This window comes from Aquibium carbonis (assembly GCF_003970795.1).
Taxonomy (GTDB): domain Bacteria; phylum Pseudomonadota; class Alphaproteobacteria; order Rhizobiales; family Rhizobiaceae; genus Aquibium; species Aquibium carbonis.
Map to the genome: position 1 here is coordinate 67,869 of NZ_RWKW01000004.1, position 14,730 is coordinate 82,598.

14 protein-coding genes are annotated in these 14,730 nt (G+C 66.4%); 11 read left to right on the plus strand and 3 right to left on the minus strand.

What is annotated here, in order from left to right; translation table 11 throughout:
- Positions 1-7 precede the first annotated feature (7 nt).
- Both EJC49_RS02110 and EJC49_RS02115 read left to right on the plus strand, forming a co-directional pair.
- Entirely contained in the window at positions 8-805 is a 798-nt protein-coding gene (locus EJC49_RS02110) for a ParA family protein (RefSeq protein WP_170314571.1), read from the plus strand.
- A gap of 32 nt (positions 806-837) precedes the next feature.
- A complete protein-coding gene (locus tag EJC49_RS02115; protein ID WP_126697805.1) occupies positions 838-1,716 on the plus strand; it encodes a ParB/RepB/Spo0J family partition protein in 879 nt (292 codons plus the stop codon).
- A gap of 1 nt (position 1,717) precedes the next feature.
- Here EJC49_RS02115 and holA read toward each other — a convergent pair whose 3' ends face one another.
- Positions 1,718-2,758, minus strand: a complete 1,041-nt coding sequence (gene holA, locus EJC49_RS02120) for a DNA polymerase III subunit delta (RefSeq protein WP_126697806.1) — start codon at positions 2,756-2,758, stop codon at positions 1,718-1,720.
- 154 nt (positions 2,759-2,912) lie between these two features.
- On the opposite strand from holA, the gene EJC49_RS02125 reads away from it, so the two are divergent.
- From EJC49_RS02125 to EJC49_RS02165, 9 genes are all read left to right on the plus strand, one after another.
- A complete protein-coding gene (locus tag EJC49_RS02125) occupies positions 2,913-3,305 on the plus strand; it encodes a 5-carboxymethyl-2-hydroxymuconate Delta-isomerase (protein WP_126697807.1) in 393 nt (130 codons plus the stop codon).
- Between the two features lie 9 nt (positions 3,306-3,314).
- A complete protein-coding gene (hpaE, locus tag EJC49_RS02130; protein ID WP_126697808.1) occupies positions 3,315-4,838 on the plus strand; it encodes a 5-carboxymethyl-2-hydroxymuconate semialdehyde dehydrogenase in 1,524 nt (507 codons plus the stop codon).
- Positions 4,839-4,917: 79 nt separating this feature from the next.
- Positions 4,918-5,898: a 3,4-dihydroxyphenylacetate 2,3-dioxygenase gene (gene hpaD / locus EJC49_RS02135; RefSeq protein WP_126697809.1), complete on the plus strand. Its 981-nt coding sequence runs from the start codon at positions 4,918-4,920 to the stop codon at positions 5,896-5,898.
- A gap of 46 nt (positions 5,899-5,944) precedes the next feature.
- Positions 5,945-6,820: a fumarylacetoacetate hydrolase family protein gene (locus EJC49_RS02140; RefSeq protein WP_126697810.1), complete on the plus strand. Its 876-nt coding sequence runs from the start codon at positions 5,945-5,947 to the stop codon at positions 6,818-6,820.
- Complete coding sequence (gene hpaH, locus EJC49_RS02145) at positions 6,820-7,623, plus strand: 2-oxo-hept-4-ene-1,7-dioate hydratase (RefSeq protein ID WP_126697811.1); 804 nt, start codon at positions 6,820-6,822, stop codon at positions 7,621-7,623. The genes EJC49_RS02140 and hpaH overlap by 1 nt, the downstream gene beginning before the upstream one ends.
- Before the next feature lie 90 nt (positions 7,624-7,713).
- A complete protein-coding gene (locus EJC49_RS02150) occupies positions 7,714-8,214 on the plus strand; it encodes a prolyl-tRNA synthetase associated domain-containing protein (protein WP_126697812.1) in 501 nt (166 codons plus the stop codon).
- A gap of 43 nt (positions 8,215-8,257) precedes the next feature.
- Positions 8,258-9,220, plus strand: a complete 963-nt coding sequence (trxA, locus tag EJC49_RS02155; protein ID WP_126697813.1) for a thioredoxin — start codon at positions 8,258-8,260, stop codon at positions 9,218-9,220.
- A gap of 252 nt (positions 9,221-9,472) precedes the next feature.
- Positions 9,473-10,144: an LON peptidase substrate-binding domain-containing protein gene (locus EJC49_RS02160; protein ID WP_126697814.1), complete on the plus strand. Its 672-nt coding sequence runs from the start codon at positions 9,473-9,475 to the stop codon at positions 10,142-10,144.
- A 9-nt stretch (positions 10,145-10,153) separates the two neighbouring features.
- A complete protein-coding gene (locus EJC49_RS02165) occupies positions 10,154-10,369 on the plus strand; it encodes a Trm112 family protein (protein ID WP_126697815.1) in 216 nt (71 codons plus the stop codon).
- Positions 10,370-10,418: 49 nt separating this feature from the next.
- Here the strand turns inward: EJC49_RS02165 and EJC49_RS02170 are convergent, their stop codons facing one another.
- The gene (locus EJC49_RS02170) at positions 10,419-13,796 is read right to left on the minus strand and encodes an error-prone DNA polymerase (RefSeq protein WP_126697816.1); all 3,378 of its coding nucleotides are present in this window, start codon (positions 13,794-13,796) and stop codon (positions 10,419-10,421) included.
- A partial coding sequence (locus EJC49_RS25535) for a DUF6504 family protein (RefSeq protein WP_342635342.1) occupies positions 13,793-14,730 on the minus strand: 938 nt, incomplete at its 5' end. The genes EJC49_RS02170 and EJC49_RS25535, both read right to left, overlap by 4 nt.

Here is a 14,730-nt window from a genome sequence, read left to right on the forward strand (position 1 = left end):
ACATCTGATGCTGAACGGTGCGCGGATCATCACCATCGCCAACCAGAAAGGCGGAGTCGGCAAGACGACCACCGCCATCAATCTCGCAACGGCCCTGGCGGCCATCGGCGAGAAGGTCCTGATCGTCGATCTCGACCCCCAGGGCAATGCGAGCACGGGGCTTGGAATCGACCGCAAGGATCGCGACCTCTCGTCCTATGACGTGATGGTGGGAAACGCGTCGATTGCCCGCGCGGCCATCCAGACCGCCGTTCCAGAACTCTGGATCGTTCCCTCGACGCTGGATCTGCTCGGTGTCGAAATGGAGATCGCGGGATCGCCCGACAGGGCGCTGCGGTTGCGCAAGGCGCTTCGCGGGCCGGTCGCCCTGTCCGGCGACTTCAACTACATCCTCATCGACTGCCCGCCATCGCTCAATCTCCTGACCATCAACTCGATGGCCGCGGCCGACTCGGTGCTTGTTCCCCTGCAGTGCGAGTTCTTCGCTCTGGAAGGCCTCAGCCAGTTGCTGGAGACCATCGGCGAGGTTCGGGCGACGGTCAACCCGGCGCTGGAAATCCAGGGGATCGTGCTGACGATGTATGACGGCCGCAACAATCTCGCCAATCAGGTGGTCGACGACGTTCGCGAGCACATGGGCGAGAAGGTCTACCAGACGATCATTCCGCGCAACGTGCGGGTGTCTGAAGCGCCCTCCTACGGCAAGCCCGCCATTCTCTATGATCTGAAATGCACCGGTAGCCAGGCCTATCTGCAACTCGCGTCGGAGGTGATCCGGCGCGAGCGGCGGCTGCGGGCTGCCTGACCCGGTTGTCGACAGGAATCGAAGGTGCGCGAATGAGTGACGATCTATCCCGCAAGCGTCTCGGTCGCGGCCTTGCGGCCCTGATTGGGGAAATGGACAAGCCGGCCGGTTCCACGCAGGCTTCGCCCTCGGCGGACCGCAAGGTTCCGATCGAGTTCATTTCGGCCAATCCGCGCAATCCGCGTCGGCATTTTGCCGAAACGGAACTGACGGACCTGGCCGCGTCGATCCGGGAACACGGGATCGTTCAACCCATCGTCGTCAGGCCGGCGCAAGGGGGGCGTTACGAGATCATTGCCGGCGAGCGACGCTGGCGCGCTGCGCAGCTGGCCGGTCTTGCGCAGGTGCCGGTCATTCTGCGCGAAGTCGACGATCGGGTCGCGCTCGAGATCGCGATCATCGAGAACGTGCAGCGCAGCGATCTGAACCCGCTCGAGGAGGCGTCGGGTTATCAGAGCCTGATCGACGAGCACCAGTACACGCAGGCGGATCTCGCGCAGGTGATCGGCAAGTCGCGCAGCCACGTCGCCAACACGCTGAGGCTGTTGAAGCTTCCCGCCGACGTGCGCCAGATGTTGATCAATGGGGAACTGTCGGCCGGACATGCGCGCACGCTGGTGACGGCCGACAACCCGATGGCGCTGGCGCAGCGCATCGTGAGCGAGGGCCTGTCGGTACGGCAGGCCGAAAGCCTGGTACAGGCGCCCGAGACGAAGTCCGCGATCGACCGCCGGCCGAAGGACGGCCCGAAGGAGAAGGACGCGGACACGACGGCGCTCGAAAAGCTGCTCTCGGATGCGACGGGTCTCGGTGTCACCATCAATCACAGGAACGGAGGCGGGGAACTGCGCCTCGCCTATGCTTCGCTGGAACAGCTGGACGACATCTGTCGGAAGCTTCAGACCCGCTGATCTATCCGCCGCGGCGCATGGCCTGCACGCCGAGCGCGAGCAAGGTCTGCCTCGTGACCTCGACCGCCAGTTCGGGCCTTCGCCGCGTCAGCAGGACGGTCTGCTGAAGGCGGTCGAGACCTTGCGCGAGGGCGTCGACCGTCCAGCGCGCCAGGGCGTTCTCGACGATCGAACGCCGGGCGAAGAACACGGGTGGGCGTGCCCCGGCCACCACGCTGGACGCGCTTTTGCCGCCGCGGTCCATGTCCGCGCGGAGCACGGCGAGCGTTTGGAACTGCCGCATGGTGGCGGAGAGGAACAGGAAGGGTGCGGTTCCCGACGAGAGGGCGCGCAGCATCTTCTCGTCCATCTCGGCCAGGCGGCCGAGCAGCATCGCATCCACGACCTGATCGGCGGACACGCTGGCCACGTCGCCCAGTGACGCCTCGACGTCTTCGAGCTCGATCGTCTTCTGGCCGGCGCAATACAGGAGCAGTTTCTGGATCTCGCCGCGACTGGCAAGCCGGTCGCCGCCGACCTGCGACTTCAGCAGTTGTCGCGCTTCCAGCGTGATCGCCATGTTCGCCGCTTGCAATTCCTGGTCGAGAACCTGGTCGATGGAGCGGCTTTCGTCGGCATAGCAAGGCAGCGCCATGGCCGCCCGTCCGCCTTCGGCCAAAGTTCGCAGCGGGGCGTTCTTCTTGAGGTCGCCGGCCTCGATCAGGACGATGGCATCCTGCGGCGGTTTATCCGACAGCACCTTGAGGGCCTCGGCCGTGCCTTTGTGGCTTGCCGCATTGCGCAGCCAGATCAGCCGCTTGCCGCCGAACATGGATACGGTGCAGGCCTCGTCGATCAGCCGTCCGGGGTCGGCCTCGATCTCGGCGGCCTCGAGCTTCACCACCGCAAAGGGATCCTCGAGATCGAGGCCGGTCTTGCTGGCGAAGAGTTTCGCTCGCTCGGAAACCAGACCACGGTCGGGACCGTAGACGAGGACGATCGCAACCGTCGGATCGGGGCGCGCCAGCCAGCCGTCGACCTCATGGGATTTCTTCTGTGCCATCGCTCTCCTTTATCATGACGCGACCGGGTGGCCAGAGGCGTGATCGCGGCGGGATCTGGGGGAGCGGGTTTCACGTGAAGCATCGTTCTTGCGCCGTCTTGACAACGACAGGGTTGATAGTTAACGTGTTAACGAACATGTCAGGGGTGGAGCCATGCCGCATCTCACGTTGGAGTACTCCTCGAATCTCGATGGCCAGACCGACATCCAGGGCCTTTGCGACGTCGCCCTGGCTGCGATGGTGCGAAGCGGTCTGTTCGAACTCGGCGCCATTCGTGTTCGTGCCATCCGGTGCGAGGCCTATGCGATCGCAGACCGCCTGCCGGAGAACGCGTTCCTCGACATGAGCCTGCGGATCGGAACGGGACGAAGCCCCGAGGAGCGCCAGGCGGCAGGCTCCTTGATCTTCGCCGCGGTCTCCGAATACCTCTCGCCGCTGCTGGCCGAGCCCCATTTCGCGCTTTCATTCGAGATCCGGGAGATCGATCCGGTCTCGAGCTGGAAGCAGAACGCCATGCATGCGCGGCTTCGCGCCACGACCCGATAGGGAAACATCATGTCCGACCTCGCCTCCAACCTCGCCCGGGCCGAAACCTATCTCCAGCGGTTCAAGCGCACAGGGGTGCTGAACCACATTGCCGGAGAAGACGTTCCGGCGGCCGATGGCGGGACGTTCGAAAGCCTGTCTCCGGTGAACATGGAATCGCTCGCAACCGTCGCGCGGGGGAAAGCCGAGGACGTCGACCGCGCGGCCAGGGCGGCGAAAGCCGCCTTTCCGGCCTGGGCGGCCCTGAGCGGCGACGCCCGCAAGGCGATCCTGCACCGGATCGCCGACGGCATCGTCGCGCGGGCCGAGGAGATTGCCCTCGTCGAGTGCATGGATACGGGCCAGGCGCTCAAGTTCATGTCGAAGGCGGCGCTGCGCGGCGCGGAAAACTTCCGGTTCTTCGCGGACAGGGCGCCAGAGGCTCGCGACGGGCGCGCCCTGAAGGGGCCGGATCAGGTGAACATGACCACGCGTGTGCCGATCGGCCCGGTCGGGATCATCACGCCGTGGAACACGCCCTTCATGCTGTCGACCTGGAAGATCGCTCCGGCGCTGGCGGCGGGCTGCACCGTCGTTCACAAGCCTGCCGAACTGTCGCCGCTGACGGCGCGATTGCTCCTCGAGATCGCGGCGGAAGCAGGACTCCCGAAGGGCGTTTGGAACCTGGTCAACGGCCTCGGCGAGGAAGCGGGCCGCGCGCTGACGGAACACCCCGACATCAAGGCGATCGGTTTCGTGGGCGAAAGCCGCACCGGCTCGCTGATCATGAAGCAGGGCGCCGACACACTCAAACGCGTGCATTTCGAGCTCGGCGGCAAGAATCCGGTCGTGGTGTTCGCCGATGCGGATCTCGAACGCGCCGCGGATGCGGCGGTGTTCATGATCTACTCGCTCAACGGAGAACGCTGTACCTCGTCCTCGCGCCTGCTGGTCGAAGAGAGCATCTACGAGACCTTCACGGCGAAGGTGGCGGAGAAGGCGAAGCGCATTCCCATCGGTCATCCGCTCGATCCGAAGACCGTCATCGGTCCGCTGATCCATCCGGACCACGAGAAGAAGGTGCTGTCCTACGTCGAGATGGCCCGAGAGGAAGGCGCGACCGTCGCAACGGGCGGCGCGAAGGCCACGACCGGTGCGCTGGCGAAAGGCTGTTATGTCGAGCCGACGCTGTTCACCGATGCCCGCAACGACATGCGGATCTCCCAGGAAGAGATTTTCGGCCCGGTGCTGACCGCCATCCCGTTCCGCGACGAGGCGGAAGCGCTGGCCATCGCCAACGACGTGCGATACGGGCTGGCCGGATATCTCTGGACGAACGACGTCACGCGCGCCTTCCGGTTCACCGACGGCCTGCAGGCGGGCATGATCTGGGTGAACTCCGAGAACGTGCGGCACCTGCCGACGCCGTTCGGCGGGGTCAAGAACTCCGGGATCGGGCGCGATGGCGGCGACTGGTCGTTCGACTTCTACATGGAGACGAAGAACGTCGCCTTCGCCACCGGCGCGAACGCCATTCCGAAACTCGGCGGCTGATCATCGAATGACCGAGATCAAGTTCCGCGACCAGCCCGCAGCCTAAACTGCGCTTCGCCATAGACCGGGAGGAAACCACATGCCGTTGCCGGCGCCGAATCTCTATCCGCCCTTTCACATCGTCCGGCTGAGCCATGTCGAGCTTCATGTCACCGACCTCGCCCGGTCGCGGGCCTTCTGGGTCGATACGCTCGGCCTGCAGGTGACGCACGAGGACGACGAACTGATCACGCTTCGGGCGATGGAGGAGCGCAACCACCACTGCGTCATCCTGCGCAAGGCGGATCAGCCCTCGGCCGGCCATCTCGCCTTCAAGGTCTATGCCGAAGAGGATCTCGACAAGGCGCATGCCTGGCTTTCGGCGCGCGGGCACGCGGTCGAATGGGTGGAACGCCCCTGGCAGAACCGCACGCTGCGCACCCGCGATCCACAGGGCGTTCCGCTGGAGTTCTACGCGACGATGGAGCGGCTGGCGCCAATCCATCAGAAGTATGCGCTCTACAAGGGCGTCAAACCGCTGCGGATCGACCATTTCAATTGCTTCTCGACCGATGTCGATGCGTCGGTCGCGTTCTACAACGACATCGGCTTCCGGATCAGCGAGTACACCGAGGACGAGGAAAGCAAGCGGCTCTGGGCCGCCTGGATGCATCGCAAGGGCGGCGTCCACGACATGGCCTTCACCAATGGCCGCGGACCGCGCCTGCACCACGTCGCCTTCTGGGTGCCCACGCCACTCAACATCATCGACCTGCTCGACCTGATGTCGACGACCGGCTATCTCGCAAACATCGAGCGCGGTCCCGGCCGGCACGGCATATCCAATGCCTTTTTCCTCTACATCCGGGATCCGGATGGACATCGCGTCGAGATCTACTGCTCCGACTATCTGACGATCGACCCCGATCACGAGCCGATCCGGTGGGATCTGAAGGATCCGCAGCGGCAGACGCTGTGGGGGGCACCGGCGCCAAAAAGCTGGTTCGAGGAAGGCACGGCCTTTGCCGATACCGAGATCGGCGAGCCGACACTGGCCGCAAAGCCGATCGTGGCGCCCTGACCCGGACACCCGCGGCAGGCCGGATAGCGGCGAGGAGGAGAAGGACATGAGCGCACGGACACGGTTCGTCAGCTTCACCCACGTGGACCGCCCGGGCTGGGGCCTGGAGACCGAGGACGGCATCATCGACCTGTCGCGGCGCTATGGGCATCGATGGCCGAGCCTGCGCGAGGTGGTGGAGGCGCACGCGCTCGCCGCACTCGCCGAGGAGTGCGCCGACCACGCACCGGATTTCCCGGTCGATGAAATGGCCTATGACATCCCGATCCCGCGGCCGGAAAAGATCATCTGCGTGGGCGTCAACTACCCGGATCGCAACGAAGAGTACAAGGACGGCCAGGCGGCACCCGGAAATCCGTCGCTTTTCGTCCGCTTCCCGCGCTCCTTCGTCGGCCATGGCCAGGCCTTGGTGCGGCCGCCGGAATCCGACCAGCTGGATTACGAGGGCGAGATCGCGCTGGTCATCGGAAAGACCGGTCGGCGGATATCGGAAGCGGCCGCGCTCTATCATGTCGCGGGATTGACGCTCTGCAACGAAGGCACGATCCGCGATTGGGTGCGGCACGCGAAGTTCAACGTGACCCAGGGCAAGAACTTCGACGGGACGGGTTCGCTTGGCCCGTGGCTCATCCCCTACGTGGACGAGGCGCAGATTGCCGACATCGCGCTGGAAACCCGGGTCAACGGCGCGGTGCGCCAGCGTGACCGGACGAGCCGCATGATCTTTTCGTTCCGACGCATCATCGCCTATGTGTCGACGTTCACGACCCTTGTCCCGGGCGATGTCATCGTGACCGGCACGCCGACCGGCGCCGGTGCACGGCGCGAGCCGCCCGTGTGGCTGAAGCCGGGAGACGTGGTGGAGGTCGAGGCCGACGGCCTCGGCGTTCTGCGCAACGACGTCCGCGACGAGGTTGCCTGATGCTGTCCGAGCGAGACATCGCCGCAGCCGCGGAAAGGCTGGAGACGGCCGAACGGACGCGCATCCAGACGGGGCTCCTGTCGCTCGCGCATGCCGGCATGACCATGGACGATGCCTATGCGGTGCAGGCCGCCTTCGTGGCGCGAAAGCGCGCCGCGGGACGGCGGGTAATCGGCTGGAAGATCGGCCTGACCTCGAAGGCCATGCAACAGGCGCTGGGGATCGACACCCCCGACTCGGGCGTTCTGCTCGACGACATGCTGTTCGAGGACGGCGCCGCGATCGCGCCCGACCGCTTCATCCAGCCGCGTATCGAGGCCGAGATCGCCTTCGTGATGAAGGCTCCGCTTGCGGGGCCGAACGTCACCGTCTTCGACGTGCTGGCGGCGACGGATTATGTCGTGCCATCGCTGGAAATCCTCGACACCCGCATCCTGCGCACCGATCCGGCGACGGGAAAGGCGCGCACCATCGTCGACACCATCTCCGACAATGCCGCCAATGCCGGAGTCGTTCTCGGCGGCCGCGCCACACGGCCCGACAAGATCGACCTGCGCTGGATGGGCGCCATCGTCTCGCGCAATGCCGAGGTGGAAGAGACCGGGCTCGGCGCCGGGGTTCTCAACAACCCCGCGCGCGGGATTGCCTGGCTCGCCAACCGCCTGGCCGTCTATGGCGACCGCATCGAGCCCGGCCAGATCGTGCTCGCCGGTTCGTTCATCCGGCCGATCGAGGCGCGTCACGGCGATACGATCGTCGCCGATTTCGGGCGACAGGGAACCGTGAGCTGCCACTTCAGGTGAGGGCGCGATGACGCGACCTCGGCTTCGGCTTGCCGATCTGCTCCTCTTCTCCTAGAGGGAGAACCCAAGCGATTAAAAGGGGCGCGAATCATGCCACGGACGCGCGCGGATCTGATGGCCTTTCTCGACGGTCTCGGCATCCAGACGAAGACGGTCGACCATCCGCCTCTCTACACGGTCGAGCAGTCGCAGGCGCTGCGCGGTGAGATTGCCGGTGCTCACACCAAGAATCTGTTCGTCAAGGACAAGAAGGGCCGCTACTTCCTGCTGACCGTCGGCGAGGAGGCGGAGGTGGACCTCAAGACGGTTCACCAGCTGATCGGGGCGTCCGGGCGCGTGTCGTTCGGCAAGCCGGACGCGCTCATGGAGCTGCTTGGCGTGCAACCCGGAGCGGTGACCGCGCTGGGCGTCATCAACGACACCAGCGGCCTCGTGACGCTGGTTCTCGACGCCGGCTTGATGCAGAATGAAATCGTGAACTGCCATCCGCTGACCAACGAGGCGACCACGAGCATCGCCAGCAACGATCTCGTCCGCTTTGCGGAAGCGACGGGACATGCGCCACTGGTCTTGAACCTGGCGACCGCATAGCCACATGACGGCGAAATCGCCCGAGAATCGGAAAGCCTGAGACATGAGCACCAGGGACAACCCCTTCGCCGGACCGAATGGCGGATACGACACCGAGGTCAGCTTCGGAATGCAACCGTCCGCGCCCGCCAAGGGCGCCGGCGAGCTGATCAAGGACACGACGACCGCCGCCTTTACCGCCGACGTCATCCAGGAATCCCGCAACCAGACCGTCCTGGTCGACTTCTGGGCGCCGTGGTGCGGTCCCTGCAAGCAGCTTACGCCGGTGCTGGAGAAGGCGGTGCGGGAAGCTGGCGGCGCGGTCAAGCTGGTCAAGATGAACATCGACGATCATCCGGCGATCGCCGGACAGCTCGGCATCCAGTCGATCCCGGCGGTCATCGCGTTTCGTGACGGGCGCCCGCTCGACGGTTTCATGGGCGCCTTGCCCGAAAGCCAGGTCAAGGCCTTCATCAAGAAGGTCGGCGGCGAGGCAGCCGACCCAGTCGAGGATGCGCTCGCCGACGCGGCGGCGGCCATGCAGGCCGGCGACCTCGAAGCCGCAGGCGCGATCTACGGCAGCATTCTCCAGGCGGTTCCCGGCCATCCGGTCGCATCGGGCGCGCTGGCCAGCCTGCTGGTCGATCTCGGCGACATCGAGTCGGCCAAAACCGTCGTTGCCGAGGCTGTGGTCGGGGACAAGGAGCCGGCCGAGCTGGCAAGCGCCAGAACACGCATCGCGCTTGCCGAAGAGGTGGCCGCGCTCGGTGATCCTCGGGAACTGCTGGCAAGGCTGGAACAGAACCCGGATGACCACGACGCCCGGTTCGATCTCGCGCTGATGCAGAATGCGCAGGGCCTGCGGTCGGAGGCGGCCGACAGCCTGCTGTACATCATCAAGGCGGACCGAAGCTGGCGGGAAGACGGCGCCCGTTCGCAGCTGCTGAAGTTCTTCGAGGCTTGGGGCATGACGGATCCGGCAACGCTTGCGGCACGGCGGCGGCTTTCGTCGGTCCTGTTTTCCTGAGGCAGGATGTGCGACAATCCCGGTGAGGGATTGCCTTTCGTATTTTTCGTTCCAGATTCCGGGGTGTGAATTCGACGCTTCATTGTCATTGCCTGTCGGCGACGGAGCAGGAAGGTCGAATCCAGGCTCCAACGGATTCATGTGGTCCGGCTATTGGTTTCTTGGTTTTGACAGTGCCTCGGGCAATTTCCCGGCCACGATGCGAATGTCGGAATCGGACCGTTGGGGATGTCCCGCAGGAGGCTGATCCCGTTGCAAGCTGGTAACGCGCATTATCGTAGTCCGACGGACTTTCCGTCGATCGTGCCTGTCTTCCCGCTGTCGGCGGCGCTGCTCTTGCCGGGCGGGCGCATGCCGCTCAACGTCTTCGAGCCACGCTACATCGAGATGATCGACCAGGTTCTTTCGTCCGATCGGCTGATCGGCATGATCCAGCCCCGGCTGGATGGTGGACTGCGCGCCGATGGCGAACCGGAGCTTTGCGAGGTGGGTTGCCTGGGGCGGCTCACCTCGTTCACCGAGACAGGCGACGGCCGCTACCTCATTTCCCTGCAAGGCATCTGTCGCTTCCGCATCGTGGAAGAAGTGGTGTCGCGCGAGCCGTTCCGACGCTGCAGCATGATGGTGTTTGCGGGCGATCTCGACCTCGAACGCGAAGCGGCGGAAGTCGATCGCGATGCGCTGCTCAAGGCGTTTCGGTCCTATCTCAAGGCCAATGAGCTGGAAGCCGACTGGGAGTCGATCAGCCGGGCGGAAAACGCCATGCTGGTCAATGCGCTGTCGATGATGGCGCCCTATGGCGCGGTCGAGAAGCAGGCGCTGCTCGAAGCGCCGGATCTCAGGACGCGCGCCGAAACGCTGATCGCGATCACCGAGATGGAGCTTGCGCGCGACAGCGACGGCTTCGGCACCAGCCTGCAGTAGGAACGGGACATGAGCGAAGGCGAGCGCGTCGCCGTCATCGATACGAAGCTTCTGGAGCTGATGGCCTGTCCGATCAGCAAGGGGCCGCTGGTCTACGACGCGGCGCGCTCGGAGCTCGTGTCGAAGCGCGCCAGGCTGGCTTATCCCGTGCGCGACGGCATTCCGATCATGCTGCCGTCGGAAGCCCGTTCCCTGCGCGACGACCCGGAGGCCGAAAACCGCTGACTTTCGAGGCCGATGCGGGCGGACGTCCGGCGCTTGCCTTGCTGCCTGGTCAGTGGAAGTTGCGCCCTTTCGGCATCACCGCGCCGGATCGGCGCGCCAGCGCCTCGTAGTCTTCCCGAAGGCCGGGGATCTCCTCCATGAGGGCGGCCAGCTTCGAGCCCTTCCTCGCCTTCTCACGCTGTTCCACGACGGGCCGGCGGACCTCGTCGGCATTGGCGAGCGAATCGATCAGATAGGCCTCCTCGGACAGTTCGCCGAGACGCTGCGTGATGTCCTCGACCGTGTCGGCCACGAGATGGATGACGCCCGATTCGGATTGCACCCTGCCCCTTACCCGGACGAGACGCGAGCCGATGACGATGGCGCGAAAGCGCTCGAACACCTTCGGCCAGACGATGATGTTGGCCACGCCGGTCTCGTCCTCGATGGTCATGAAGATCACGCCCTTGGCCGATCCCGGGCGCTGCCGCACCAGCACCAGGCCGCAGACGCAGGCACGAGCGCCGCTGCGCATGGTTTCGAGCGATGCGTTCGCGACCACCCTCTCAGCGACGAGGCGCTGGCGCAGGAACGAGACGGGATGGGCCTTCAGCGACAGCGACAACGTCCGATAATCGTGGATGACATGCTCGCCGAGCGGCATGGCGGGCAGCCGCATCTCCGGTTCGCGATCGGCGAGCTTCAGCCGGGGATCGTCGAGCAGCGGCAGGAAGGCATCGGCTTTCGTGTCGTCGAGGCCCTGCACCGCCCAGAGCGCATCGCGCCGGTCGAGCCCGAGCGAGCGGAAGGCATCCGCCCGCGCAAGCCGCTCCAGTGTCGAGCGCGGCAAGCCGGTGCGCAGCCACAAATCGCGCACGGAATCGTAGCCTGAGCCCCGACGCTCCACCAGCCGCAGCATCTCGTCCTGCCGCAGGCCCTTGATCTGCCGCAGGCCGAGCCGCACCGCATGGCGCGTTCTGATGACGTCCCGCATCTCGCGGTGACGCGGCGCGATCCGGCTCTCGTCGAACCCGGTTTTCTCCAGCGTGCCATCCCAGCCGGAATGGTTGATGTCGGGCTCGCAGACCTCGACGCCGTGCTCGCGCGCGTCTCGCACCAGTTGCGAGGGGGCATAGAAGCCCATCGGCTGCGAGTTGAGGATCGCGGCGCAGAAGACGTCCGGATAGAGCGCCTTGAACCAGCACGAGGCGTAGACCAGAAGCGCGAAGGAGGCGGCGTGGCTCTCGGGGAAGCCGTATTCGCCGAAACCCTCGATCTGCTTGAAGCAGCGCTCGGCGAAATCGCGCTCGTAGCCGCGCGAGACCATGCCGTCGATCATCTTCCGGCGCAGCGTGCCGATCGTGCCGACGCGTCGGAAGGTTGCCATGGCGCGGCGCAGCTGGTCGGCCTCGCCCGGGGTGAAGCCGCCGGCAACGATGGCGATCTTCATCGCCTGCTCCTGGAAGAGCGGAACGCCGAGCGTGCGCTCCAGCACCGCCCGAAGCTCGGGGCGCGGATATTCCGGCTGTTCGAGGCCCTGCCGGCGCCGCAAGTAGGGGTGCACCATGTCGCCCTGGATCGGCCCCGGCCGCACGATCGCCACCTCGATGACGAGGTCGTAGAAGGCGCGCGGCCTCAGCCGCGGCAGCATGGTCATCTGGGCGCGGCTCTCGATCTGGAAGACGCCGATCGTGTCGGCGCGGCAGATCATGTCGTAGACGCGGGGATCCTCCTTGGGGATGGTCGCCAGCGTCAGGCGCTGGGGATGATCGTCCGGGTAATGGCGCTCGAGGAGGTCGAAGGCGCGGCGCAGGCACGACAGCATGCCGAGCGCCAGGATGTCGACCTTGAGGATGCCGACCGCGTCGAGGTCGTCCTTGTCCCACTCGACCATGCGACGCTCCTCCATCGCCGTCCGGACGATGGGCACGATCTCGTCGAGCCGGTCACGGGTGATGACGAAGCCGCCGACATGCTGGGAGAGATGGCGCGGAAAACCCAGGATCTCGTTGGCGCGGTCGACCAGATGGCGCGTCAGCGGCTCTTCCATGTCGAGGCCGGCGGCCCTGGCCTCCTCGCCGCCGAGGCCTGAGGTCGACCAGCCCCAGATCGAGCCCGACAGCGCGGCCATCACGTCCTCCGAGAGGCCGAGCGCGCGGGCGGTCTCGCGCAGGGCCGAGCGGCTGCGATAGGTGACGACCGAAGCGGCCAGCGCGGTGCGCTTGGCGCTGTACTTCTCGTAGATGTAGGCGATCACCTCGTCGCGCCGGTCGTGCTCGAAGTCGACGTCGATGTCGGGCGGCTCGTTGCGCTCGGGCGAGATGAAGCGCTCGAACAGCAGATCCATGATCTCCGGCCCGACATCGGTGATGCCGATGCAGAAACAGATGATGGAATTGGCCGCCGAGCCGCGTCCCTGGCACAGGATGCCCTTTGCGCGCGCGAACTGGACGATGTCGTGGACGGTGAGGAAGTAGCGGGCATAGTTCAGCTGCTCGACCACGGCGAGTTCGTGGCGGATGATGCCGGCCACCTTGTCGGGAACGCCGCCGGGATAGCGCCGCGCCGCGCCCTCCCAGGTCAGGCGCGCAAGCTCTTCCTGCGGGGAGGCGCCGTCGCGGGTCGGCTCGTCGGGATAGTTGTAGCGCAGTTCCGACAGCGAGAAGCCGAGTTCACCGGCGAAGCGAAGGGTCTCGGCCAGGGCACGCGGGTGGCGACGGAACAGCCGCGCCATCTCGCCTGGCGGCTTCAGGTGCCGCTCGGCATGGGCGCGCAGCTCGAACCCGGCCTGCGCCACCGGTGTTCCAAGGCGAATGGCGGTGACGACATCCTGCAAGGGCCGACGGCCCGGCTCGTGATAGAGCGCCTCGCCCACCGCCATCAGCGGCAGGCCGGCCGCCTCGGCAAGCGCTTCGGCCTGTTCCAGCCGCCAGCGATCATGGCCGTCGAAGGCGGGCGCGACGGCGACCCGAACGGCCCGGCCGAAGCGCTCCCTTAGCCGGCGCAGGAAGACAAGCTCGGCGGCGCCGTCCGGACCGAGCGGCGAAAGCACGGCCAGCGACATGGCATCTCCCCAGGCCATCAGGCCGTCGATGCTGAGGTTGGGCGCGCCCTTTTCCCCGGCTTCGTTGGCTTCCGTCAGCATCCGGCAGAGATGGCCCCAGCCCTTGCGGTCGCGCGGATAGGCGAGCACGTCCGGCGTGCCGTCGGAAAAGACGAGCCGGCTGCCGGGATGATAGGGCAGACCTTCCTTCTGCGCCATCTTCCAGGCGCGAACGACGCCTGCCACGGTGTTGCGGTCGGCCAGCCCGAAGGCGGCGATGCCGAGGCGCCTGGCCATGACCACCTGCTCCTCCGGCGCCGAGGCGCCGCGCAGGAAGGAGAAGTTCGACTGCACGGCGAACTCCGCATAGGCAGGCGCGTCGGTGGCGCTGGCGGTCGCGGTCATGCGAACAACCCGTGCAGGAACCAGCGGGGCGACACCGGCGACCCGTCATAGAGCCCCTCGCGGCAAAGCCAGAAGCGTCGGCCGGCCGTGTCCTCGATGCGGAAATAGTCGCGCGGACGCGCCTCCGGGCTGGCCTGCCACCATTCCGGCGCGATGCGTTCGGGCCCCTCGGCGCGGGCGACGCGGTAGAGGGTGCGGCGCCAGCGAAAGGAGAAGGGCGGTCCGTCCGGCACCTCGGCCGAAGCCTCCACCAGTTCGGGCCGGCGCAGCAGGCGGATCGGCCGCTCCCGCTCCTCCGGCCGCGCCGGCGGGGGGGACGAAGCGCTGGGCGGGGGAGCGTCGGCGAAGGGCGCCAACGCGACCGCGCGCTCGGGCAGGTGGCTTTCCCGAAGCAGCGGGCGCCTGATCGCCGCGCGGCCGAGCCGGGCGCAGATGCGGTCGGCAAAGAGCGCCAGACCCTCGTCGTCGGCAGCAACGCCTGCGGCGAGATCGCCCTGGCGGTCGTCGAAGCGGGCACTTTCGCGCATGTTCAGCCGCACGAGGTCGAAGCCGAAGCCGGCATCGATGGGGGTGACGGCGAGCCGTTCGCGAAACAGGCGCTGGATCAGGCGCGGATCGCGCATCGGTCGCGACGCGCCCACGCAGACCCGGCTGACCGCGCCATCGACCCTGAAAAGCGCCAGTTCGATGAGCTTGGCACCCTCGCAGCGCGCCTCCAGGCTGGGGCGCGCCGTCGTCGCCAGCATGAAGACGAGTTCCTCAATGTCCTCCATGCGCTGCACCGGCTCGACGAGCGGGCGTTCCACCGACAGCGCCGCGACCGGCAGGCGGGGCGAAATCGCCTCCTCGGCATGGCCCAGGGCCTGGTCGAGCCGGGCCAGCGGCAGGCGGCCGAAGCGGCGGGCCAGCGGCGCGCGCGGCGCTTCCAGGATCG

Bases quoted from the DNA above. Each gene is read 5' to 3' on its own strand.
- trxA (WP_126697813.1), top strand. From the start codon at position 8,258: ATGAGCACCAGGGACAACCCCTTCGCCGGACCGAATGGCGGATACGAC.
- hpaE (WP_126697808.1), top strand. From the start codon at position 3,315: ATGTCCGACCTCGCCTCCAACCTCGCCCGGGCCGAAACCTATCTCCAG.
- EJC49_RS02165 (WP_126697815.1), top strand. From the start codon at position 10,154: ATGAGCGAAGGCGAGCGCGTCGCCGTCATCGATACGAAGCTTCTGGAG.
- EJC49_RS02110 (WP_170314571.1), top strand. From the start codon at position 8: ATGCTGAACGGTGCGCGGATCATCACCATCGCCAACCAGAAAGGCGGA.
- holA (WP_126697806.1), bottom strand. From the start codon at position 2,758: ATGGCACAGAAGAAATCCCATGAGGTCGACGGCTGGCTGGCGCGCCCC.
- EJC49_RS02125 (WP_126697807.1), top strand. From the start codon at position 2,913: ATGCCGCATCTCACGTTGGAGTACTCCTCGAATCTCGATGGCCAGACC.
- hpaD (WP_126697809.1), top strand. From the start codon at position 4,918: ATGCCGTTGCCGGCGCCGAATCTCTATCCGCCCTTTCACATCGTCCGG.
- hpaH (WP_126697811.1), top strand. From the start codon at position 6,820: ATGCTGTCCGAGCGAGACATCGCCGCAGCCGCGGAAAGGCTGGAGACG.
- EJC49_RS02170 (WP_126697816.1), bottom strand. From the start codon at position 13,796: ATGACCGCGACCGCCAGCGCCACCGACGCGCCTGCCTATGCGGAGTTC.
- EJC49_RS02140 (WP_126697810.1), top strand. From the start codon at position 5,945: ATGAGCGCACGGACACGGTTCGTCAGCTTCACCCACGTGGACCGCCCG.
- EJC49_RS02150 (WP_126697812.1), top strand. From the start codon at position 7,714: ATGCCACGGACGCGCGCGGATCTGATGGCCTTTCTCGACGGTCTCGGC.
- EJC49_RS02115 (WP_126697805.1), top strand. From the start codon at position 838: ATGAGTGACGATCTATCCCGCAAGCGTCTCGGTCGCGGCCTTGCGGCC.